Genomic DNA, 20,550 nt, shown 5'->3' with positions numbered 1-20,550 from the left:
CTGCTGTAAAAGGCTGGCAAGTCCGGCACGATAGGGTAAATGAGGGGCGATGCAGCGCCTGCCCTTGTCCCTCGCCATTCCCTGTGTTTCGCTGGCGCTGGCCGCCTGTATTCCCGCCGAAGCGGAGCATCCGGCCCCCGCCCCGGCCGGGACGCCCGCCCCGCCGCCGCACAAGCGCGTGGATGCGCCGGGCGTGACGCTGGCCGAACCCGAACCGGTCTGGACCGCGCAGCAGGTCGTGGCCAATGCCCGGACCGTCAGCGCCTCCACCTATGTCGTCCAGCCCGGCGACACGCTGCGCGGCGTCGGCAATCGCACCGGCGCGGGATCGGAAGCGATCGCGCGCGCCAACGGCATCGCCCCGCCCCATGTCCTGCGCGCGGGGCAGCGCCTCTCCATCCCAGGCGGCCGCTATCATCTGGTGGCGGAGGGCGAGACCGGCATCGCCATCGCGGCGACCTATGGCGTGCCCTGGCGGCAGATCGTCGCGGTGAACGGGCTGGAGCAACCCTATGTCCTGCGTCGCGGTCAGCGCCTGCTGCTGCCGGGCGGCACGCCGGCCACCCCGCCCAGCCTGGAACAGCGCGCCGCCGCCTTCCGCATCGACATTGACGATGTGCTGACGGGAGGCCAGCCTGCGGTGAAGGACAATGCCCCGATCGCCGTCGCCTCTTCGCGGCCCGACCCCCTGCCCGCCAACAGGCCGATCGCCCAGCCTGCCGCCTTCGGCGGCAGCTTCGCCTGGCCTGTCAGGGGGCCAATACTCTCCCGTTTCGGCCCCGGCGCGAGCGGCGCCAGGAATAACGGCATCGACATCGCCGCGCCCACCGGCACGCCGATCCGCGCGGCCGCGGACGGCGTGGTCGCCTATGCCGGGGACAAGATCGCGGTGTTCGGCGGCCTGGTCCTCATCAACCATGGCGGCAGCTGGGTCAGCGCCTATGGCCATGCCAGCCGGATCGACGTGGTGCGCGGGCAGAAGGTGCGACAAGGCCAGGTAATCGGCCTCACCGGTGACACCGGCTATGCCAGCAAACCCAAGCTGCATTTCGAACTGCGCAAGGACCGCACGCCGGTAAACCCCATTGGACAGCTTCCCCCGGCATGAGGATCCACCGGCCGCCTGCCTCCTCCCCCACGGCCGGTTTCCTGCGGCGACGGTCCTCCATGCCGATGTGGCTCGACCTGACATGGCGCGTGGGGCTGGTGTTCGGGCTGATCGCGCTGGTGCTGCTGCTCCACTGGGTCGGGCGCGATGGCCTCAAGGATAATCATGACGACCAGATCAGCTTCATCGACGTCCTCTACTTCACGACGGTGACCGTCACGACGGTCGGCTATGGCGACATCGTACCGGTCACGCCCGAAGCGCGGCTGTTCGAATCCCTGGTCGTGACGCCGATCCGCCTGTTCGTCTGGCTCATCTTCCTCGGCACCGCCTATAATCTCTTCTTCCGCAACATCATCTACAGGTGGCGCATGGCACGCATCCAGGCCGATCTGCACAATCACATCATCGTCTCCGGGTTCGGCACCAGCGGGCAGGAAGCCGTCCACGAACTGCTGGCCCGCGGCACCGACCCGCGCGAAATCGTCGTCATCGACGGCAGCGAAAAGGCGCTGGCGCTGGCGGAGGAGCTGGGCTGCAACATATTGTGTGGCGATTCGACCCGCGACCGGACGTTGAAGGATGTCGCGATCCACCGGGCGCGCAGCATGATCGTGTCGGCGGGACGCGATGATACCTCCATCCTCATCACGCTGACCGCCCGGCATCTGGCCCCGCGCCTGCCGATCAGCATCGTCGTGCGCAACGAGGATAATGAACTGCCCGCGCGCCAGGCGGGCGCGACCACCGTCATCAACCCGGTCAGCTTCGCCGGGCTGCTGCTGGCGGGCAGCACCAGCGGCAGGCATGTCGCTGATTATATGGCCGACCTCGCAGCATCGGGCGGACGGGTGAAGCTCAACGAACGGCTGGTCCTGGCGGAGGAGATCGGCCGCCCCCTGTCGGCGATCCGCACCGGCCTGGGCGTTCGCATCTATCGTGACGACCGCCCCATCGGTTTCTGGGAGGAGGAGGCAAAGCGGCTCCAGACCGGAGACGTCATCATCGAAATCGCGCAGGGCGACGACACCGGAACCAGCCGCTCGCCGAGCTGATTCCAGCACCCCGTGACATTTGGCGCGAAAATCCCTATGTGCGCGCCAATCATGGCAACCAAAATTCCCGAAGCGCCGAAAGTCGGCATGGTGTCGCTCGGCTGTCCCAAAAATCTGGTGGACAGCGAACGCATCCTCACCAAGCTGCGCTCCGACGGCTATCAGATGTCCGCCGACTATGCCGGCGCCGATGTCGTGCTGGTCAACACCTGCGGCTTCCTCGATTCCGCCAAGGAGGAGTCGCTGGAGGCGATCGGCGAGGCGATCGCGGAAAATGGCCGCGTCATCGTCACCGGCTGCATGGGTGACGAGGCGGAAGTGATCCGCGCCAAATTCCCGCAGGTGCTGGCCGTCACCGGGGCGCATCAATATGAGCAGGTGGTCAATGCGGTGCATGACGCATCGCCGCCCATCCCCAACGCCTTCGTCGACCTGGTGCCCGAAGGCGGGCTGAAACTGACCCCCCGCCACTACAGCTATCTGAAGATCAGCGAAGGCTGCAACCATCGCTGCTCCTTCTGCATAATCCCTTCGATCCGCGGCGACCTCGTCAGCCGCCGCGTCGACGCCGTGCTGCGCGAGGCGGAGAAGCTGGTCCATGCCGGCACGAAGGAACTGCTGGTCATCAGCCAGGACACGTCGGCCTATGGCGTCGACACGCGCCACGAGACGCGCCAGTGGAAGGGCCATGAAGTCCGCGCCCACATGACCGACCTCGCCCGCGAACTGGGCCAGCTCCGCACGGCGGAGGGCCAGGCGCCCTGGGTTCGGCTGCACTATGTCTACCCCTATCCCCATGTCGATCAGGTCATTCCGCTGATGGCCGAAGGGTTGCTGACGCCCTATCTCGACATTCCCTTCCAGCATGCCGCGCCGAGCGTGCTCAAGGCGATGAAGCGCCCCGCCAATGAAGCCAAGGTGCTGGACCGCATCCGCAAGTGGCGTGACATCTGCCCCGACATCGCGATCCGCTCCAGCTTCGTCGTCGGCTTCCCCGGCGAGACCGAGGCGGACTTCCAATATCTGCTCGACTGGCTGGACGAGGCGCAGCTCGACCGCGTCGGCGCCTTCCGCTTCGAACCGGTCGAAGGCGCTGCCGCCAATGATCTGCCCGGCGCCGTGCCCGAAGAGGTCAAGGAAGAACGCTATCAGCGGATCATGGAAAAGACCGCCGGGATCAGCGCCGCCAAGTTGCAGGCGAAGGTCGGCCGCGTCCTGCCCGTCATCCTCGACGAAGTGGGCGAGCCGGACGAGGAGGATGGCAGCATCGGCGCGACCGCACGCAGCCAGGCCGACGCGCCGGAAATCGACGGCAATGTCTTCCTGCGCGACGTGGGCGAAGGGCGGAAGCCCGGCGACATCTTCGACGTCATGATCGAGGATGCCGACGAGCATGACCTCTACGGCGTGCCGGTGGACAGCATCGCGTAACGATTGGCAAGCGGAGCGTCGGCGGCATAGTCTGCGCGCAGCACAGGGCCGAGTCGCGTGCCGGCCCTGCATCGCTGTGGGAGAGATGCCATGCCCCGTCGTGCCGTCCTTGCGTCCTGCCTTGTCATCGCGTCCGGCCTTGCCGCGCCCGCCCCGGCGCAGGACAAGAGCGTGCCCGAAGCGATCATCTACCGCGATCCGGGCTATCGCGGGCCTGCCGCGGCCCAGTCCCGCGCCGATCCCGACCTTCGCCTCGCCTGGCCGGTCCACAGCGTGCGCGTGCAACGCGGGACGTGGGAATTGTGCAGCCTGCCCAATTTCCGCGGCACCTGCTTCACTACCAGCCAGAGCCTTGCGATCATCGGCAACCGGCTGGGCTTCGGCAATCGCCTCGGCTCGATCCGCCTCGCCCTGCCCAACGGCGGACCAGGTGGCGGGTGGGGCGGCGACAATCTGGCACCGGGGACCGGCCGGTCGCTGAGGGGGATGGCGGCGCAATTCTATCCGGATCCGACCTTGCGCGGGAAACGCGTCCTCGCCTGCCCACAGGGCGCGGCGACGAGCGCCTGCGCTGCACGGTCGGCCGACGAATTCTGCTCACGCTCGGGCTGGACCGCCGCCGCACGGGAAGCGATGGAGACGGTCAACCGCCGCGTCTACCTGGCCGACGTGCTGTGCAGCCGGACGGGCAGATAGAGCCAAGCGCTTGATCCGCAGCGTCATCGTGCCACGACGAAGCCGTCCTGATATTCGGTCTTGATCGCCCCGCGCATTGCCGCATCGACCGGCAGCCGCACCTCATAGCTGCCCTCCGCATAGGGACCTGCGCTGTAGGGGCCGATCACCACCACCACGGCGTCGATCAGGTTGCCGTCCTTCGATGCGGGCACCAGCAGTTGCTCCATCGGATCGATGCACTCGGTGAAGTCGTCGTCGCCGCGCACCACCGGCGCACCGCGCTTTTCCGCGCGTTGATTGTCCAGTTCGGCGCAGAAGCGATCCCTGATCGCGGCGGCAAAGGCGGCCGGGGTGGTCATCACCGCTTTGATACTGGTTTCCCGCTTGCGCGCCTTGTCCCACAGCAGCCCGTCATAACCGGTCATGCCATGCGCGCCGCCGGTATAGACATAGGTCTGCGACTGGAGCGACAGAAAGCGCGGCGTATCGGCCGCGACGGTCCATCGTGTTTCCAGGCTGTGCGGACGGAAGGGGTAGCCCGATCGTTTCGCCGACGCGCTGTCCTCCCGCGCCATTTTCAGCGCATCCGCCTTGGACGACGCCGCTTCCTTGCCGAATTTATCGACCAGGAAAGGGATCGCCGCCGCCTGCGCCGGATAGGCGTAGGCAAATTCGAGAAAGTCGGTCTTTTCCTCCTCCTCGAAGGGTTCGGCAGGCGGCGCCGGGGGTGGCGCGCCCGCCATGCGGTCGGCAAAGCGGGTGGCCGCGACATTGGCTGCTGCATTGTCCGCCGCGACGTCCTGCGCGGGGGAACAGGCGCCAAGCGCCAGCACCGCCGCCGGTAGCAGCCCCCCGCCCCGCATCAATGCGCCTTGGCCGCGCGGCAGCGTTCGCCGATCGCCTTGCGCGCATAGTCGCTGTCGAGCGCACGGCCGGCATTGGACCAGCCCTCCGCGATCAGCGCCGCCTGGACCGCATTGCTATTGTCGAAACGGCCCGTGTCGGCCAGCGCATAGGCCCGCGCTCGCGCAGCCTGAAGACTGCGGTCGTCACCGTGAATCATGATCCTTCTCCTTCTCATTTTCTGCCTGCAAATCTAGGCTTCTCCGGCCCGCAGCGCAAAGGAAGAAAGGGCCGGTCGTGCGCTGCGGACGATGAAAATTTTGGCTTTCCATGGCCGATCTCTTTCCCCTACATCCGGCCCATGACCGAATTTTCCGACCTGCTCAAAGCGGACAACCAGCAGCCCGCCCGTTCGATCCACCTGGTCGAAACCAAAGGCGTCGAGGCGTGGCTTTCGACCCAGCCCGACCGGGTGCGTGCGCTCGTCGCGGCGCAGCGGTTCAAGGGCAAGGCCGGCGAGCAGGCGATCCTGCCGGGCGATGGGGACGAGTGGTCCGTGGTGGCGGGCGTCGCCAGCAAGGACGCGCTGGGCCCCTGGTGCCTCGCCCGCCTGGCCGAAACATTGCCCGAAGGCTGCTACAGGCTGGCGGAAGGCACGCCGGGCGCCGCGGCGCTGGGCTGGCTGACGGCGCAATATCGCTTCGACCGTTATCGCAAGGATGAGGCATCCGCCGGCCCGCGCATATTGCTGACCGGCGGCGTCGCGCAGATCGACCCGGTCGTGCAACTGGCGACGGCGGTGGCGCTGGTCCGCAACCTCGTCAACACGCCCGCCGCCGACATGGGGCCGCCCGACCTGGAAGCCGCGGTGGAAAAGGTCGCCAGATCCTTCGGCGCGGCTGTCAGCGTGACGCGCGGCGATGCGCTGGAACAGGGCTATCCGATGATCCATGCCGTCGGCAAGGCGGCGGACAAGGGCTTTGCCCCGCGCCTGATCGAACTCACATGGGGCGATCCCGCCCATCCCCGCGTCGCGCTGGTCGGCAAGGGCATCTGCTTCGACAGCGGCGGGCTCGATATCAAGCCGTCGTCGGGAATGCGGCTGATGAAGAAGGATATGGGCGGCGCGGCCCATGCGCTGGGCCTGGCGCAACTCGTCATGGCCGCGCGCCTGCCGGTGCGGCTGCACCTGCTGATCGCGGCGGCGGAAAACGCCATATCGGGCAACGCCTTCCGCCCCGGCGACATATTGCGCACGCGCAAGGGGCTGACCGTAGAAATCGGCAATACCGACGCCGAAGGGCGGCTGGTGCTGGGCGACGCTCTGACCCGCGCCGGCGAGGAGAAGCCCGAACTGCTGATCGACTTCGCCACCCTGACCGGCGCGGCGCGCGTCGCGGTCGGCCCGGACCTGCCCGCCCTCTTCGCCAATGATGACGGGGTGGCGGCGGAGATGGCGGCGCTGGGCGCCGAGATCGACGACCCGACCTGGCGCCTGCCCTTGTGGGACGGCTATGCCGACATGCTGAAATCAGACGTGGCCGACATCAACAATGCCGGCGAAGGCGGTTTTGCCGGAGCGATCACCGCCGCGCTGTTCCTCAAGCGCTTCGTTCCCGAGGATACGCCCTGGCTGCACCTCGACACCTTCGCCTGGCGCCCGTCAGGCAAGCCGGGGCGGCCCAAGGGAGGCGAGGCGCTGGGGATGCGCGCGGCCTTCCGCCTGCTGCAAAGGCGATACGGCAGGGACGGTTAGGCGCTGCGACAAAGCGCCGATCCGTTACGCAACCGGATTGGCCATTGCGCGTTACGTCCACATGACCGCGCAGATCGCCAAAGAATCGCTTGCCGAAACCGACCGTCCGGGACTGCAACCGCTGCGTCAGTGGATGCGTACTCTGGTCGACTATGTCCGCTCCGGCAAGCCTGACCTCACCAACCGTCAGATGGCCCTCATGATGACGGTCTATATCGGCAACGGACCGCATACGGTGCGTGGCCTGGCGGAGGCGTTGCACGTCTCCAAGCCGGTCATCACCCGCGCGCTGAACAAGCTTTCGGCGCTCGGTTATCTGCGCCGCGAACGCGATGTGGCCGATCGTCGCAATATTTTCATCACCCGGACCCCAAAAGGGGCGGAATTTCTTGACGCCTTTCACCATTTCATCGCAGGAACCGCGCGCGATGAACGGCTCCAACACCCCTCAGCGGAACGCACCGCCTGAAAGAACCCGGTTCAAGCTCGACGGCCGCTCCGTCGCGCTCGACCGTCGTGTCCACGCGGCGCGCGGCGACCTCGCCGACCTGGCGCTCGCCGGTACGCTCTTTTCCGCCCATTATGCCCGCGCCGTCCCGTTGACTTGCGTCTCGCCAGGGACGCCGATCCTGTCCGCCGCCTCGCCCACGTCCGAAGCGGTGAGCGAGTTGCTGCGCGGCGAGGTCTTCCACGCGCTCGACGTGATGACCGACTGGGCCTGGGGCTTTTGCGGTCATGACGGGTATGTCGGCTATGTCCGCCGCGACGCGCTGGATGTCGAGGAAAAGCCGACCCATCGCATCATCGCGGGCGCGGCGCCGCTGTTCGCCGCCGCCGACATCAAGTCGCCCATCGCCGACTACTGGCCGCGCGGAAGCCGCTTCTCGGGCGAGGCGCAGGGCGACTTCATCGCCTGCGCCGAAGGCTTCATCCATGCGCGCCACGCGGTCGCCATCGACGAACGTCCACAGGACTGGGTGGCCGTAGCCGAGGCCTATCTGGGCCAGCCCTATGTGTGGGGCGGGCGCGGCCATCGCGGCATCGACTGTTCGGGGCTGGTGCAGGTGGCGCTCGGCGCGGCAGGCATGGCCGTCCCGCGCGACACCGACCTGCAATGCGAAGGCATCGGCGCGCCGATCGGCAGTGATGCCGCCCTCCAGCGCGGCGACATCATCTTCTTCCCCGGCCATGTCGGCATCATGACGGACGGCAGGACGCTGCTCCACGCCAATGCCCACTGGATGGCAGTGGTGCGCGAGCCGCTGGCGGACGTGGTGGCGCGCCTTGTCGACACGCATGTCCAACCCATCATCGCGCGGCGGAGGATCGGCGCATGACCACCAGCATTTTCATCGACGGCGGGCATGGCACCACCGGCATCGAGATTGGCGACCGGCTGGCCGGCCGTCCCGAACTCTCGCTCATCACCGTTCCGGAAGAAAAGCGCAGGGATGCCGGCGCGCGCCGCGACGCGCTGAACGCCGCCGACATCGTCATCCTCTGCCTGCCCGACGACGCCGCGCGCGAAGCCGTGTCGTTGATCGACAATGGCCGCACCCGCGTCATCGATGCATCGACCGCACATCGCGTCGCGGACGGGTGGACCTACGGCTTCCCCGAGCTGGAACCGGGCCACCGCGGTCGGCTGGCGGACAGCCGCTTCGTCGCCAATCCGGGCTGCTGGCCGACCGGCTTCCTGGCGCTGGTCCGTCCGCTCGTGCTGGCCGGGCTGCTGCCGGCCGACTGGCCGGTGACGGTGTCTGGCGCGTCCGGCTATTCGGGCGGCGGCAAGTCGATGATCGCCGAATATGAAGGCGACGCCGGCGCGCCGACCGCCTTCCGCCCCTATGGGCTCAACCTGGCGCACAAGCATGTGCCGGAAATGACCCGCTATTCGGGCCTCGCCCATCCACCGTTGTTCGCACCGGCGGTGGCGGACGCCTATCGCGGCATGATCGTCGAAGTGCCGCTGCAACTGCGGGCGATGCCAGGCGCGCCTTCGGTCGTCGCCATCCACGACGCGCTGGCCGCCGCCTATGCGGAATCGCCGATCGTCAGCGTCGCCACGCTGGAAGACAGCGCCGCCATGGGACAGGTGCATCTGGAGCATGTCGGCGCGACCGACCGGCTCGCCCTGTTCGTGTTCGGCAATGAAGAGCGCGGCCAGGCCCGACTGGTCGCCGCGCTCGACAATCTGGGCAAGGGCGCGGCGGGCGCCGCCGTCCAGAATCTCAACATCCTGGCCGGCCTGCCGGAAATAGCGGGCCTGCGCCTCTAAATCCCAGGGTCGATCGACCCTAGTGGATAGTACCCAGCGGCTGGTCATGGGCGAGCACCACGATCAGCCGCTCGATCTGTCGCCAGTGGCAGAAGTGGACATGATTGCCCTGGTCCAGGCTGTGGTCCGCCCGCGCCGCGGCTTCGTAGCCGGCATGGTCGCCGAACCGGCTGATCAGCTCGGCAGCATCCTCATAGCTCTTGCGGTTCGCAAGATATGGCATCTGCATGATAACCCCCGACTTGTGCGCCCCTGATTGGAACCAAGGTTCAATCACCATGCCAGTTGCAGCCTTTGGCCGTCCGCGCCGGACACGAGGGTGAATGGCCGGTTAGGCAAGTCCCACAGTCGGACATATGTCCCATAGCAGGACAGGCTGTCCCGAAACGGACCGCCATCCAATGACGCTGGCTTTACCGTCCGTGCCATGGCAAGGACGACCCATGAGCAAGGGCAGGCATCATCCCACCGGCGCGGGCGCGATCATCGCGCTGCTGATCCTGGGCGGCGCGATCGGCGGCGGCATGTTGGGGCAGCCCAGCATCGGCCTGCTGGCGGGCGCGGCTGCGGGCGTGCTGATCGCGCTCCTCCTCTACCTGCGCGAACGCGGCAAATAAGCGCGAAGCGAGGCGCCATCCGCCTTGCCCGTCGAACGGCGCCCGCATAGATATGGGCGCATGAACAAGCACATCATCGTCCTGCCGCTCGTTGCCCTGGCCCTGGCCGGAGGCGCCTTCCTCTACCTTGCGCAGGGCGACACCGCGCGCCTGCCCGCTGGCGCCGATACCGGCCGGGAGCCGGCCTTCACCAGCCCGCGCAGCGAGATGCTGCCCACGATCAACATCGCCGAGGTGAAGCCGTGGCAGGGCGAGGCCAGGCCGGTGGCGGCCAAGGGGCTGGCCGTTGCGCGCTTCGCCGATGGCCTTGCGCATCCGCGCTCGCTGCTGCGGCTGCCCAATGGCGACATTCTGGTCGCCGAAACCAACAGTCCGCCCCGCCCCAAGGACGGCATCGTCCAGCGGGTGATGAACTACCTCATGAACAAGGCGGGCGCGGGCGTACCCTCGGCCAATCGCATCACCCTGCTGCGCGACGTCGATGGCGATGGCCATGCGGAAACCAGGACGGCCTTCCTTACCGGCCTCCATTCGCCCTATGGCATGGCGCTGCTGGGCGACACCCTCTACGTCGCCAACACCGATGCGGTGATGGCTTTCCCCTACAAGGAAGGCGACATGAAGATCACGGCCAAGGGCCGCAAGATCATCGACCTGCCCGCGCAGGCGCCCAACCAGCACTGGACAAAGAGCCTGGTGGCCGGTCGCAACGGCCTGCTCTATGTCGGCATCGGCTCCAACAGCAATATCGGCGAGAATGGCCTGGAAACGGAGCGGAACCGCGCCCTGGTGATGGAGGTCAATCCCAGGACCGGGTACAAGCGCACCTTCGCTTCGGGCCTGCGCAATCCGGTCGGCCTGGCGTTCGAGCCCAAGAGCGGCGCGCTGTGGGGCGTGGTCAATGAACGTGACATGCTGGGTAGCGATCTGGTCCCCGATTATCTCACCCGCATCGAATTCGGCGCCTTCTATGGCTGGCCCTGGAATTACTGGGGCGGCTATGAGGATCGCCGCGTCCAGCCGCAGCGCCCGGAAATCCGCGAATATACCAAGCGTCCCGATTATGCGCTGGGCAACCATGTCGCGCCGCTGGGCCTGACCTTCGCCGACAAGGTGCAACTGGGCGCGCCCTATACCGATGGCGCCTTCGTCGGCCTGCACGGCAGCTGGAACCGCAAGCCCGCCGCCGGTTACAAGGTCGTGTTCGTTGGCTTTGCCGATGGCGAGGCAGGCAAGGCCAAGCCGGTGGACGTGCTGACCGGCTTCCTCGACAAGGATGGCGCGGCCCAGGGACGCCCGGTCGACGTCACCGCCGACGCGAAGGGCGCGCTGCTGGTCAGCGACGACGTCGGCGGCGTGATCTGGCGCGTGACGAAGGCGAAGTAAGGTCGATCGCATCCGTTCGTTCGAGCGCGTCGGGCCGCATTTCCCGGCTTCGCTCGACACGAACGGAAATGTCAGATCGTCACCCCATTCCGTCCGGCCAGCTCGACCACATATTGCCAGGCGACACGGCCCGACCGGCTGCCGCGCTGGGTCGCCCACTGGATCGCCTCCAGCCGGTCGAAATCGAGGCCCAGCCTGCCCGCATAGCCGCTGACGATCGCAACATAGGCATCCTGGTCGATCGCATGGAAGCCGAGGCTGAGGCCGAACCGGTCCGACAGCGCCATCTTGTCATCCACCACGTCGCGCGGATTGACCGGGTCGTCCTGCTCCGACAGGTGGCGCGGTACGATATGGCGCCGGTTCGAGGTGACATAGAGCCGCACATTGGCCGGCCGCGCCGCCGTCCCGCCCTGCAACAGCGATCGCAATGCCCGCGCATCGCCCACCCCCTGCTCGTCAAAGCCCAGATCGTCGAGGAACAGAATGAACGGCCGCGTCGTGCCGCGCAGCAGCGAGAAAAGCCGCGGCAGGCTGGCCAGCTCGTCGATCGCGCATTGCAGCAGCGCGACATCCTGCCCATTCGCCTGCAACCGGCCGACAACCGCCGCCACCACCGCCGACTTGCCGGTCCCCCGCGCGCCCCACAGCAGCACATCATGCGCGGCATGGCCGGCGGCGTGGCGGCGGGTATTTTCCAGCAGCGACCCCTTCTGCGCATCGATCCCGCTCAGCAGGTCGAATTCCACCGGCGCGAACGCTTCCACCGCATGGATCGCATGGCCGTCCCAGACATAGGCGGGCGCTGTCGCGAGATCGGCGGAAAGAGGCGGCGGCGGCGCGAGCCGTTCCAGCGCCTCGGCAATGCGGGTCAGAAGTGCGTCGGTCATGACGCGGGCTTAATCGGCGATCCCCGCAGCGGCAAGCGGCGGCTATGTCATTCTCCTGTCGCAATGGCCTTTTACTCGCCTGAACCGGGGACTATATCGCGGGGACCGTGACCATCGCCAATCCAGCCTATTCCACCCGATCCTGCCGCTATGGCGCAGAATCGCTGCGCGAAGCGGCGCTGCTCATCCGCGCCGGCGAGCCTGTCGCCGTGCCAACCGAAACCGTCTATGGCCTCGCCGCCGATGCGACCGACAGCCATGCGGTCGCCGCGATCTACAGCGCCAAGGGGCGGCCCAGCTTCAATCCGCTGATCGTTCATGTCGCCGATATCGCCATGGCACGCGCGCTGGCGGACTTCTCCCCCGTGGCGGAGCGGCTGGCCGAGCGTTTCTGGCCCGGCCCGCTCACCCTGGTGCTGCCCGTCCGCGCCGACAGCGGCCTGTCGCCGCTCGTCACCGCCGGCCTGCCCACGGTCGCGCTGCGCCTGCCCGCCCATCCGGCGATGCGCGCGCTGATCCGCGAGAGCGGCCGCCCGCTGGCAGCGCCTTCGGCCAACCGCAGCGGGTCGATCAGTCCGACGCGCGCCGAGCATGTGCTCGCCAGCCTCAACGGCAAGGTGCGGATGATCCTGGATGAGGGGCCGACGAGCGAGGGACTGGAATCGACCATCGCCGCGCCGGAAACCAAGCGTGTCCGGCTGCTGCGCCCCGGCCCTATCACCGCCGCCATGCTGGAGGAGGCGACCGGCCTGCCCGTAACGAGCGCCAAGGGCGACGCCAAGATCGAGGCACCCGGCCAGCTCGAAAGCCATTATGCGCCATCCAAGCCGGTACGGCTGGACGCGCTGCGGGCCGAGGCCGACGAATATCTGATCGGTTTCGGCCTGATGCCCTGCAACATCAACCTCAGCCCCGAAGCGGACCTGCGCGAAGCGGGCGCGGCCCTGTTCGCCGCCCTCCACATCGCCGACGCCAGCGCGGCGGCCCGCATCGCCGTCGCGCCTATCCCGAGCGAGGGCATCGGGGCGGCCATCAACGACCGATTGAAGCGAGCAGCGGCCTGAACGCCCGCGACCGTTTCTCCTACCCGCGCGGGACGGACGGCGTTGGCCATCCGTTCGTTTCGCGCGGGGCGGGGAAGGCGGTCAGAACAACTGGTCAGTCACAATTGTCATACCCCGCCTCGCGGCACTGCCTGCGCCGCTCCTTGTCGGCCTTTTTGCGCTCGCGGCCCTCGCGCGCTTCCTGCTCGCGCATCTTGCGGCCATAATTGCGGTCCGCTTCGTCCTGGCTGGTGGTGGTCCAGTCGACCACCTGCGCACCCGCGCGCACAGGCGCGGTCACGACGCTCGCCACCGTCCGCACGCAGCCAGGCAACGCCAGCAGGATCAGCGGCGTGGCCAGCAATAACGACTTCCTCATCTTCGTCCCCGACTAGTTGTTCCGGGCGTCCCTAACATGGTTCGGATGAACCGCCGACTAAGAACGCCGCAAAACTCGACTGCCCGTCCACATCGGACAGGAAGCCGACAACGCCCGTCAGTCTGGCGCGTCGTTGCCGGTGACGCCAGCCTCCACCGGCATGACGGAACATGGTCGTCAACGGAGCGTCGTCGCGGCGCCCTACCCCTCGATCCGTTGCGCGAAACCCTTGCGCAGCTTGGCCAGCTTGGGCGGGATCACGGCCATGCAGTAGGGGTTCTGGTCCCCGACCCGGTCCCAATATTTCTGGTGATAATCCTCGGCCGGATACCAGGGCGCGTCCGGCTCGATCGCGGTGACTATCGGGTCGGACTGATCCGCCTGCGCCCGCTCGATTCCCGCACGGGCCTCGGCCTCCTGCGTGGCCGAATGGGGGAAGATGGCCGACCGATACTGGGTGCCGATGTCGTTGCCCTGCCGGTTCAGCGTCGTCGGATTATGCGTCGCGAAGAAGATGTCGAGCAGGTCGGCATAACTGATAACCGAAGGATCATAGGTGATGCGGATCGCCTCTGCATGGCCGGTCGCGCCCGAACAGACCTGTTCATAGGTGGGGTCGGGCAATGTGCCGCCGATATAGCCGCTCTCCACCGCCCTCACGCCCCTGAGATTCTGATACACCGCTTCGGTGCACCAGAAACATCCCCCGGCAAGTGTCGCGATTTCTTCGGCCATTGGTCCATTCCTTGTCTGCGTGAGGCGCCCAGATAGGAAGGATCAGGCCGCGGTTCCAGCCTCCTTCGCAGCCGCGTCCGCCTTGGCGCGCTCCTCTGCCACCAGTTCCTTGCGCGAAAGCTTGCCGACCAGCGTCTTGGGCAGGTTCAGCCGCACCTCCACCTCGCACACACGCTCATGCTTGCCGAGTTGGGGATTGAGCCATTCCTTGAGGCCCGGCCCGTCGATTTCCGCCGCCTCGTTCAGCGTTACGAAGGCCTTGGGCTGCTCGCCGCGATAGCGATCGGGCACGCCGATCACCAGCGCCTCCTTGACCGCCGGATGATGGTAGAGAACCTGCTCCACCTGGCTGGGGAAGACCTTGAAGCCACCGACCGCGATCATGTCCTTCAATCGGTCGACGATCTTCACATAGCCGTCCTCGTCGATGATGCCGACGTCGCCGGTGCGGATATAGTCGCCGATGAACACTTCGGCGTCGGCGTCGGGCCGGTTCCAATAGCCTTTCATGATCTGCGGCCCGGCGAAGAGCAGTTCGCCCGGCTCGCCTTCCGGCGGCGACCTGGTCGGATCCTCGCGGTCGACCAGCTTGACCCGCGTGCCCGGCACCGGCTGGCCCACCGTGCCGCTCTTGTTCAGCCCCTCATAGGGGTTGGTGCAGACGATCGGACTGGTTTCGGTGAGGCCATAGCCTTCGATCAGCCGCGCACCGGTCGCCGTCTCGAACTTCTGCTTCAATTCCAGCGGCAGGGGGGCGCCGCCCGAAATACAGGCCCGCAGTGACGAAAAATCGATGTTGCGGATCGCGGGATGGTCCAGCAGCGCCTGGAACATGGTCGGCACGCCGGGCAGCGAGGTCGCCTTGACCCGCTGCACCGCCGCCAGCACCTGCGCCGCGTCAAAGCGCGGCAGCATCACCATCTCGCCACCATTCACCACCGTGCGGTTGAGGGTGCAGGTATTGGCGAAGACATGGAAGAAGGGCAGCACCGCGATGATCCGGTCAGCCTCATGCTGGTGCGGGTCGATCGCCTGCGCCTGGCGGGCGTTGGCGGTCAGGTTCTGGTGGGTCAGCATCGCGCCCTTGGGCGTCCCGGTGGTGCCGCCAGTATATTGCAGCAGCGCGACGTCGTTCACCGGGTCGATCTCCGCCACGGCGCAGTCGCCCTTGTTGCCCATGAACCGGTCGTAGCGGATCACCCGCGGATCATCCGGCAGGGGCGTGCATTCGCTCGCCTTGAACCAGCGGAACAGCAGCGACTTGACGGGGGAGAGCATCTCCGCGACCGTCCCGACGATCAGCGTTTCGAGCGTGCTGTGTTCCAGAACCTCCAGCGCCGTCGGCAGCAGCGCCTTGGCCGACAGGGTGAAGAGGATCCTGGTGCCGCTATCCTCGACCTGATGCTCCAGTTCGGCGGCGGTGTAGAGGGGCGAGAAATTGACGACGATCGCCCCGGCCATCAGTGCGCCATAATAAGCCGCCACATAATGGGGGGTGTTGGGCAGGTAGAGACCGACCCGATCGCCCTTCTTCACGCCCATCGCCTGCAATCCGCAGGCCACGCGCCTGATCTGGTCGAACATCTCGCCATAGCTGAACTTGCGGCCCATGAAATCGATCATATGGGCCTGCGGATGCGCCATGGCGCTGTCCGTCACCATCTGCCCCATCGACAGCGGGGGGAAGGTCTGGTCCCAGCGGGTGGGATGACGATATCGGTCCTTCAGGATCTGTTCTAGGCTCTCCATGGCCCGAAGTGTATGGCGATCATTTACTTTACGCAAGCGTCAACCAAACGAAAAAGGGCCGCACCGAAAGCCGGCGCAGCCCCTGGAATTTCGCGTGTCGCCGGCGGCTGCGATGCCGCCGCCGGTGACGCTACGGCTTCACGCCGCGCCCTTGCTGCCGCTGAACGGATCGAGGATCGCGGCCGCGCCGGAAATCAGCTCGGACTCGCTCCTGAGCGCTTCCTCGGCGCGGCGGGCGGCGTCCTGGCGTTCGCGGCGCAGTTCCTCGATCAGCGCCTCGCGGTCGCCGTCCAGGCGCGAATCGGTGGGGGCCTCAATGCCCGCCTTCTTCGCGGCCTTGGTCACGAGCGAGTCCAGTTCGCGCTGCGAACACAGGCCCAGCGTCACCGGATCCTTGGGCACGATGTTGCTGATGTTCCAGTGGGTCCGGTCGCGGATCGCCGCGATGGTCGTGCGGGTGGTGCCGATCAGCTTGCCGATCGCGCCGTCCGAAATCTCCGGATGGTTGCGCAGGATCCAGGCGATGCCGTCCGGCTTGTCCTGGCGCTTGCTGACCGGGGTGTAGCGCGGCCCCTTGGTGCGGCGGACCGGCTCCGGCCCCTTCAGCATCTTGAGCTTGTAGTCGGGGTTGCTTTCGCCCTTGTGGATCTCCTCCATGGTGATCTCATGGGCGCGCACCGGATCACGGCCGGTATATTTGATGCTGGCGGTATCGTCGGCGATCGCTTGCACTTCGAGGATATGAAGCCCGCAGAATTCGGCGATCTGGTCGAAGCTCAGAGCGCTGTTGTCGACCAGCCAGCTGGCGGTCGCATGGGGCATGAGAGGCTGGGACACGGGGTCATCTCCGGCACGTAAAAACGATAAGGGCCGCCCAATCAGGGCGGCCGCGACGGGTCAGAGATAGTCCATCCCGGCCCCTGCGGCAAGGAAATCCGGCAGGGAAATGCGTCAGGCGGCGCTTTCTATGGCCTCCGGGTCGATTTCATGCAGGCCGGACAGGAATTCCCGCGCGCTGCGCTCCCAGCTGAAGCTGCGGCCATAGGCGGCGCATGTCCGCCGGTCGCGCGTCAGCGCCTCGGCGATGGCCTGCCCCAGATCCTCCGACAGCGACCCGGTTTCCGGCGTGACGATGTCTATCGGCCCGGTCACCGGATAGGCCGCGACCGGCGTGCCGCAGGCCAGCGCCTCGATCATCACCAGCCCGAACGTATCGGTGCGGCTGGGAAAGACGAAGACGTCCGCTCCGGCATAGGCGCCCGCCAGATCCCGGCCGAACATCGCCCCCAGGAAGCGCGCCTGCGGCCAGGCCCGCTCCAGCGCCACGCGCGCCGGACCGTCGCCCACCACCACCTTGGTGCCCTCATGGTCGGTCGCCAGGAAGGCCTCCAGATTCTTCTCCACCGCGACGCGCCCGACATAGAGCATGATCGGGCGCGGCAGGCCGGCGAACAGGTCCGGCGGGGGCGCATCGGGGGTGAAGGCGGCCAGGTCCACGCCCCGGCCCCAAGGGCGCACATTGGCGACGCCATGAGCGCGAAGCTGCTCGCGCACCGATCGGGTCGATACCAGCACCGCCTGCGCCGGCCCGTGGAACCAGCGGATATAGCGCCAGAACCAGGCGGCGGGCAGGCCGGTGCGCTGCGCCACATAATCGGGGAAATGGGTGTGATAGGCAGTGGTGAACGGCAATCCGCCGCGCAGGCACCAGCGTCGTGCCGCCAGGCACAGCGGCCCTTCCGTCGCCAGATGCACCGCGTCCGGCCGGAAGGCGGCGATCGCCTGCCCCACCACGCCGGAGCGGACCAGAGCCAGCCTGATCTCGGGATAGGTCGGGCAGGGAATGGAGCCATAGAGATCGGGCGAGATCACCTTGACCACATGGCCCATCCGCTCCAACTCGGCCTGGATCGTCTGCAAGGTCCGCACCACGCCGTTGACCTGCGGGCTCCAGGCATCTGTGACGATCGCTATACGCATGGGAATTGCCCTTCACTCATGGCTTGGTGCCGCTGCGTCAAGCCGCCATACGCGCCTGCGCGCTGCGCTCGGCCCGTTCGCGCGCGGCGATCTCGTCGGCCCAGTGCAGCACTTCCATCCGCCCGTCGCCATGTTCGACCAGCGCGGTGCAGCCCTCCACCCAGTCGCCGTCATTATAATAGTCGATGCCCGCAATCTCGCGCATCTCGGCATTGTGGATATGGCCGCACACCACGCCGTCGACGCCGCGCGCGCCGGCTTCATGGGCCACCACTTCCTCGAAGCGGGAGATGAAGGATACGGCGTTCTTGACCTTGTGCTTGGCCATCTTGGAAAGCGACCAATAGGGCAGCCCCATGCGCTGCCGCACCGCATTCACCACGACATTCAGCCGCATCAACGTGGTGTAGGCGGCGTCGCCGACGAAGGCGAGCCAGCGATGCGCCAGCATGATCGTGTCGAACTCGTCGCCATGCAGCACCAGCAGTTTGCGGCCATCGGCGGTCTGGTGGATAGCCTTGCGCCGGATTTCGACCCCGCCGAAGCTCATGCCGGTGAACTGCCGGAACATCTCGTCATGATTGCCGGGGATGTAGACGACCCGGGTACCGCGCTTGGCCCGCTTCATCAGCCGCCACACCACGTCATTATGGCTGGCCGGCCAGTAAAAGCGCTTCTTGAGCCGCCAGCCGTCGATGATGTCCCCGACCAGATAGATGGTGTCGCTGTCCACATTATCCAGAAAGTCGATCAGCATCGCCGCATTGCAGCCACGCGTGCCGAGGTGGATGTCCGAAATCCAGATGGTGCGATAACGGCGCCGCTGCCCTTCCCGCTCGGGGATATGAAAGCGGTCGTCGGCGCCCTCCTCTATGTCCCCCAGGAAGGGCAAGCGCGTAATGGCGTTCATGATGCGGTCCCCAAGACATGTGTCCTCGGGAGTGAATCCTTAAGCCCGCAATGTTACAAATTCGCAGGGATTATGACGGAAATGCTACGGTTTTCGCGGGTTTCGAGACCTTAGACGCCGTGGAGTGACCGCTGCCAATTCAGTTCACCGCGTCATTCTCGCCTTCGCGGGGATGACGATGAAAGATCAACGGTCAACATTTTCCGCAATGCCCAGCAGCGCCGAGATCACTGCGACTACCAGCAACTCTATCGGCGTCGCGATCAGGCGTCCACAACCGCCATCCGTCAAACGACCAGCACGATCTTCCCGAAATGCTCGCCCGCGTCCATGCGGGCGTGGGCCTTGGCCGCGTCGGCCAGCGCGAAGCGCTGGTCCATCGCCGGGCGCAGCTTCCCCTGCCCCACGAAGGACCATACCGTCCGCATCAGCTCGTCCGCGACCAGGCTCTTGAACCCCACCGATCGCGCGCGCAGCGTCGATCCTGTGATCGTCAGCCGCTTCGTCATGACCGCCGGGATGAAGATGCTGGCCTTCGCGCCGCCCAGCACCGCGATCGATACATGCCGTCCGTCGTCGGCCAGACAGTCCAGGTTGCGCGGCACATAGTCGCCGCCGACCATGTCCAGCACAGCCTGGCACCCCTGCCCCTCGGTGATCCGCTTCACTTCTTCGACAAAATCCTGCGTGCGATAGTTGATCGCATGGCTCGCGCCCCATTCCAGCGCCTGCGCGCATTTCTCGTCGCTGCCGCAGGTCACGACGATACGGATGTCGAACAGCCGGCACAGGGTGATCGCCATCGTCCCGATGCCGCTGGTGCCGCCATGGACCAGCACCGTGTCGCCTTCCACCACATAGGCGCGCTCGAACAAATTGGTCCACACGGTGAAGAGCGTTTCGGGCAAAGCCGCCGCTTCGACCAGGTCATACTCGTCGGGCACCGGCAGGCACTGGCCCGCGGGCGCCACCGCATATTCGGCATAGCCGCCCCCGGCCAGCAGCGCGCAGACCTTCTGCCCGACCAGCATGTCCGCGCCGCTTCCGGCCGCGACGATCGTACCGGCCACTTCCAGCCCGGGAATGTCGGAAGCCCCCGGCGGCGGCGGATATTTGCCCTGCCGTTGCAGAACGTCGGGCCGGTTCACGCCCGCTGCCGCGACCTGGATCAGCACCTCGCCGTCGCGCGGAACAGGCACCGGCCGCCGTTCCGGCACCAGTGCCTCCGGTCCGCCGGGCCGGGCGATGCCGATCGCCGTCATCTCGCCTGGCACCGCAAATTCCATCGCCATGATCGCCGCCCCCGAAGCCGCACTTATGCTGCGCCGCACCAAAAACATACCGCGATGCGCGCGCCCTTATTGACAGAGTGGCCCGCAGGGTCAACATTGGCCTTCATGGACTTGGATGACAATCTGCCACGCAAGGGAGATGATCCGCTGGCCCGCCTGCTGACACAGGATCTGGGGCCACTGTCCGTTGCCGAACTACACGCCCGGATCGCCACGCTGGAAGCGGAAATCGCGCGATCCAGGGCAAGGATTGAAAGCGCCGTTAACCACAAGGCAACCGCCGAGGCGCTATTCAAGCGATGAACCGGCGACCGGCCCCCAGCGCCCTCCAGGGCTTCTTCGGGCTTGGGCAGTCTGGCAATTCCGCTGATCGGGCGGCACGCCTTGATCATGCGTCGAGCAATGCCGACATGAGGTTCA

The 20,550-nt window shown here is 66.7% G+C and carries 23 protein-coding genes; 12 read left to right on the top strand and 11 right to left on the bottom strand.

Annotated elements, in window-relative coordinates; genetic code table 11:
- The first annotated feature begins 49 nt into the window (after positions 1-49).
- From A7Q26_RS18860 to A7Q26_RS18845, 4 genes are all read left to right on the top strand, one after another.
- Entirely contained in the window at positions 50-1,108 is a 1,059-nt protein-coding gene (locus tag A7Q26_RS18860) for a M23 family metallopeptidase (RefSeq protein ID WP_066862729.1), read from the top strand.
- Positions 1,105-2,163 (top strand): potassium channel family protein, encoded by a 1,059-nt coding sequence (locus A7Q26_RS18855; protein ID WP_066862726.1) that lies wholly within the window; start codon positions 1,105-1,107, stop codon positions 2,161-2,163. Before A7Q26_RS18860 ends, A7Q26_RS18855 begins: the two co-directional genes overlap by 4 nt.
- Positions 2,164-2,199: 36 nt before the next feature.
- Positions 2,200-3,594: a 30S ribosomal protein S12 methylthiotransferase RimO gene (gene rimO / locus A7Q26_RS18850; protein WP_198162984.1), complete on the top strand. Its 1,395-nt coding sequence runs from the start codon at positions 2,200-2,202 to the stop codon at positions 3,592-3,594.
- A gap of 90 nt (positions 3,595-3,684) precedes the next feature.
- The gene (locus A7Q26_RS18845; RefSeq protein WP_066862723.1) at positions 3,685-4,290 is read left to right on the top strand and encodes a beta/gamma crystallin-related protein; all 606 of its coding nucleotides are present in this window, start codon (positions 3,685-3,687) and stop codon (positions 4,288-4,290) included.
- Between the two features lie 23 nt (positions 4,291-4,313).
- Here the strand turns inward: A7Q26_RS18845 and A7Q26_RS18840 are convergent, their stop codons facing one another.
- Entirely contained in the window at positions 4,314-5,135 is an 822-nt protein-coding gene (locus A7Q26_RS18840) for a DUF4163 domain-containing protein (protein ID WP_066862720.1), read from the bottom strand.
- Entirely contained in the window at positions 5,135-5,335 is a 201-nt protein-coding gene (locus tag A7Q26_RS18835) for a hypothetical protein (RefSeq protein WP_066862717.1), read from the bottom strand. The genes A7Q26_RS18840 and A7Q26_RS18835 overlap by 1 nt, the downstream gene beginning before the upstream one ends.
- A 141-nt stretch (positions 5,336-5,476) precedes the next feature.
- Between A7Q26_RS18835 and A7Q26_RS18830 the strand changes: the two genes are divergently transcribed.
- The 4 genes from A7Q26_RS18830 to argC all read left to right on the top strand — a co-directional run bounded on the left by A7Q26_RS18830 (position 5,477) and on the right by argC (position 9,149).
- Positions 5,477-6,871: a leucyl aminopeptidase family protein gene (locus A7Q26_RS18830; protein WP_066862714.1), complete on the top strand. Its 1,395-nt coding sequence runs from the start codon at positions 5,477-5,479 to the stop codon at positions 6,869-6,871.
- Positions 6,872-6,932: 61 nt separating this feature from the next.
- Positions 6,933-7,340 (top strand): MarR family winged helix-turn-helix transcriptional regulator, encoded by a 408-nt coding sequence (locus tag A7Q26_RS18825; protein ID WP_066862711.1) that lies wholly within the window; start codon positions 6,933-6,935, stop codon positions 7,338-7,340.
- Positions 7,300-8,208 (top strand): C40 family peptidase, encoded by a 909-nt coding sequence (locus A7Q26_RS18820; protein ID WP_066862708.1) that lies wholly within the window; start codon positions 7,300-7,302, stop codon positions 8,206-8,208. The genes A7Q26_RS18825 and A7Q26_RS18820 overlap by 41 nt, the downstream gene beginning before the upstream one ends.
- Positions 8,205-9,149: an N-acetyl-gamma-glutamyl-phosphate reductase gene (gene argC, locus A7Q26_RS18815; protein WP_066862705.1), complete on the top strand. Its 945-nt coding sequence runs from the start codon at positions 8,205-8,207 to the stop codon at positions 9,147-9,149. Before A7Q26_RS18820 ends, argC begins: the two co-directional genes overlap by 4 nt.
- 19 nt (positions 9,150-9,168) lie before the next feature.
- On the opposite strand, the gene A7Q26_RS18810 is transcribed toward argC, so the two are convergent.
- Positions 9,169-9,378, bottom strand: a complete 210-nt coding sequence (locus tag A7Q26_RS18810) for a hypothetical protein (protein WP_232313868.1) — start codon at positions 9,376-9,378, stop codon at positions 9,169-9,171.
- 214 nt (positions 9,379-9,592) lie between these two features.
- On the opposite strand from A7Q26_RS18810, the gene A7Q26_RS25720 reads away from it, so the two are divergent.
- Both A7Q26_RS25720 and A7Q26_RS18805 read left to right on the top strand, forming a co-directional pair.
- On the top strand, positions 9,593-9,766 hold the full coding sequence (locus A7Q26_RS25720; protein ID WP_198162983.1) for a hypothetical protein: 174 nt from the start codon (positions 9,593-9,595) through the stop codon (positions 9,764-9,766).
- Positions 9,767-9,826: 60 nt separating this feature from the next.
- Positions 9,827-11,152: a PQQ-dependent sugar dehydrogenase gene (locus A7Q26_RS18805; RefSeq protein WP_066862702.1), complete on the top strand. Its 1,326-nt coding sequence runs from the start codon at positions 9,827-9,829 to the stop codon at positions 11,150-11,152.
- A 71-nt stretch (positions 11,153-11,223) separates the two neighbouring features.
- Here A7Q26_RS18805 and A7Q26_RS18800 read toward each other — a convergent pair whose 3' ends face one another.
- A complete protein-coding gene (locus A7Q26_RS18800) occupies positions 11,224-12,042 on the bottom strand; it encodes an ATP-binding protein (RefSeq protein ID WP_066862699.1) in 819 nt (272 codons plus the stop codon).
- A gap of 107 nt (positions 12,043-12,149) precedes the next feature.
- Between A7Q26_RS18800 and A7Q26_RS18795 the strand changes: the two genes are divergently transcribed.
- Positions 12,150-13,106 (top strand): L-threonylcarbamoyladenylate synthase, encoded by a 957-nt coding sequence (locus tag A7Q26_RS18795; protein WP_066862696.1) that lies wholly within the window; start codon positions 12,150-12,152, stop codon positions 13,104-13,106.
- A 94-nt stretch (positions 13,107-13,200) separates the two neighbouring features.
- Here A7Q26_RS18795 and A7Q26_RS18790 read toward each other — a convergent pair whose 3' ends face one another.
- The 7 genes from A7Q26_RS18790 to A7Q26_RS18760 form a co-directional block, all read right to left on the bottom strand.
- Entirely contained in the window at positions 13,201-13,464 is a 264-nt protein-coding gene (locus A7Q26_RS18790; protein ID WP_066862693.1) for a hypothetical protein, read from the bottom strand.
- Positions 13,465-13,665: 201 nt separating this feature from the next.
- Complete coding sequence (msrA, locus tag A7Q26_RS18785; protein WP_066862690.1) at positions 13,666-14,199, bottom strand: peptide-methionine (S)-S-oxide reductase MsrA; 534 nt, start codon at positions 14,197-14,199, stop codon at positions 13,666-13,668.
- A 42-nt stretch (positions 14,200-14,241) separates the two neighbouring features.
- Positions 14,242-15,948, bottom strand: coding sequence for a long-chain-fatty-acid--CoA ligase (locus tag A7Q26_RS18780; RefSeq protein ID WP_066862686.1), 1,707 nt, complete (start codon positions 15,946-15,948; stop codon positions 14,242-14,244).
- Between the two features lie 138 nt (positions 15,949-16,086).
- A complete protein-coding gene (locus A7Q26_RS18775) occupies positions 16,087-16,770 on the bottom strand; it encodes a DUF1013 domain-containing protein (protein WP_066862683.1) in 684 nt (227 codons plus the stop codon).
- 129 nt (positions 16,771-16,899) lie between these two features.
- Complete coding sequence (locus tag A7Q26_RS18770) at positions 16,900-17,928, bottom strand: glycosyltransferase family 4 protein (RefSeq protein WP_066862680.1); 1,029 nt, start codon at positions 17,926-17,928, stop codon at positions 16,900-16,902.
- Between the two features lie 37 nt (positions 17,929-17,965).
- The gene (locus A7Q26_RS18765) at positions 17,966-18,838 is read right to left on the bottom strand and encodes a UDP-2,3-diacylglucosamine diphosphatase (protein WP_066862677.1); all 873 of its coding nucleotides are present in this window, start codon (positions 18,836-18,838) and stop codon (positions 17,966-17,968) included.
- A gap of 287 nt (positions 18,839-19,125) precedes the next feature.
- On the bottom strand, positions 19,126-20,130 hold the full coding sequence (locus tag A7Q26_RS18760) for an NAD(P)H-quinone oxidoreductase (RefSeq protein WP_157102612.1): 1,005 nt from the start codon (positions 20,128-20,130) through the stop codon (positions 19,126-19,128).
- Positions 20,131-20,235: 105 nt separating this feature from the next.
- On the opposite strand from A7Q26_RS18760, the gene A7Q26_RS18755 reads away from it, so the two are divergent.
- Entirely contained in the window at positions 20,236-20,433 is a 198-nt protein-coding gene (locus A7Q26_RS18755) for a DUF1192 domain-containing protein (protein WP_066862673.1), read from the top strand.
- Positions 20,434-20,550 lie beyond the last annotated feature (117 nt).

The organism is Sphingobium sp. TCM1 (assembly GCF_001650725.1).
Lineage (GTDB): Bacteria > Pseudomonadota > Alphaproteobacteria > Sphingomonadales > Sphingomonadaceae > Sphingobium.
Note: the sequence above shows the minus strand (reverse complement) of the source record. Positions and strands in the feature narration are given on the sequence as shown.

What these genes read in the sequence shown, in the direction of transcription:
- A7Q26_RS18860 (WP_066862729.1), top strand. Translation starts at nt 50, where the DNA reads ATGCAGCGCCTGCCCTTGTCCCTCGCCATTCCCTGTGTTTCGCTGGCG.
- A7Q26_RS18855 (WP_066862726.1), top strand. Translation starts at nt 1,105, where the DNA reads ATGAGGATCCACCGGCCGCCTGCCTCCTCCCCCACGGCCGGTTTCCTG.
- rimO (WP_198162984.1), top strand. Translation starts at nt 2,200, where the DNA reads ATGTGCGCGCCAATCATGGCAACCAAAATTCCCGAAGCGCCGAAAGTC.
- A7Q26_RS18845 (WP_066862723.1), top strand. Translation starts at nt 3,685, where the DNA reads ATGCCCCGTCGTGCCGTCCTTGCGTCCTGCCTTGTCATCGCGTCCGGC.
- A7Q26_RS18840 (WP_066862720.1), bottom strand. Translation starts at nt 5,135, where the DNA reads ATGCGGGGCGGGGGGCTGCTACCGGCGGCGGTGCTGGCGCTTGGCGCC.
- A7Q26_RS18835 (WP_066862717.1), bottom strand. Translation starts at nt 5,335, where the DNA reads ATGATTCACGGTGACGACCGCAGTCTTCAGGCTGCGCGAGCGCGGGCC.
- A7Q26_RS18830 (WP_066862714.1), top strand. Translation starts at nt 5,477, where the DNA reads ATGACCGAATTTTCCGACCTGCTCAAAGCGGACAACCAGCAGCCCGCC.
- A7Q26_RS18825 (WP_066862711.1), top strand. Translation starts at nt 6,933, where the DNA reads ATGACCGCGCAGATCGCCAAAGAATCGCTTGCCGAAACCGACCGTCCG.
- A7Q26_RS18820 (WP_066862708.1), top strand. Translation starts at nt 7,300, where the DNA reads ATGAACGGCTCCAACACCCCTCAGCGGAACGCACCGCCTGAAAGAACC.
- argC (WP_066862705.1), top strand. Translation starts at nt 8,205, where the DNA reads ATGACCACCAGCATTTTCATCGACGGCGGGCATGGCACCACCGGCATC.
- A7Q26_RS18810 (WP_232313868.1), bottom strand. Translation starts at nt 9,378, where the DNA reads ATGCAGATGCCATATCTTGCGAACCGCAAGAGCTATGAGGATGCTGCC.
- A7Q26_RS25720 (WP_198162983.1), top strand. Translation starts at nt 9,593, where the DNA reads ATGAGCAAGGGCAGGCATCATCCCACCGGCGCGGGCGCGATCATCGCG.
- A7Q26_RS18805 (WP_066862702.1), top strand. Translation starts at nt 9,827, where the DNA reads ATGAACAAGCACATCATCGTCCTGCCGCTCGTTGCCCTGGCCCTGGCC.
- A7Q26_RS18800 (WP_066862699.1), bottom strand. Translation starts at nt 12,042, where the DNA reads ATGACCGACGCACTTCTGACCCGCATTGCCGAGGCGCTGGAACGGCTC.
- A7Q26_RS18790 (WP_066862693.1), bottom strand. Translation starts at nt 13,464, where the DNA reads ATGAGGAAGTCGTTATTGCTGGCCACGCCGCTGATCCTGCTGGCGTTG.
- msrA (WP_066862690.1), bottom strand. Translation starts at nt 14,199, where the DNA reads ATGGCCGAAGAAATCGCGACACTTGCCGGGGGATGTTTCTGGTGCACC.
- A7Q26_RS18780 (WP_066862686.1), bottom strand. Translation starts at nt 15,948, where the DNA reads ATGGAGAGCCTAGAACAGATCCTGAAGGACCGATATCGTCATCCCACC.
- A7Q26_RS18775 (WP_066862683.1), bottom strand. Translation starts at nt 16,770, where the DNA reads ATGCCCCATGCGACCGCCAGCTGGCTGGTCGACAACAGCGCTCTGAGC.
- A7Q26_RS18770 (WP_066862680.1), bottom strand. Translation starts at nt 17,928, where the DNA reads ATGCGTATAGCGATCGTCACAGATGCCTGGAGCCCGCAGGTCAACGGC.
- A7Q26_RS18765 (WP_066862677.1), bottom strand. Translation starts at nt 18,838, where the DNA reads ATGAACGCCATTACGCGCTTGCCCTTCCTGGGGGACATAGAGGAGGGC.
- A7Q26_RS18760 (WP_157102612.1), bottom strand. Translation starts at nt 20,130, where the DNA reads ATGGCGATGGAATTTGCGGTGCCAGGCGAGATGACGGCGATCGGCATC.
- A7Q26_RS18755 (WP_066862673.1), top strand. Translation starts at nt 20,236, where the DNA reads ATGGACTTGGATGACAATCTGCCACGCAAGGGAGATGATCCGCTGGCC.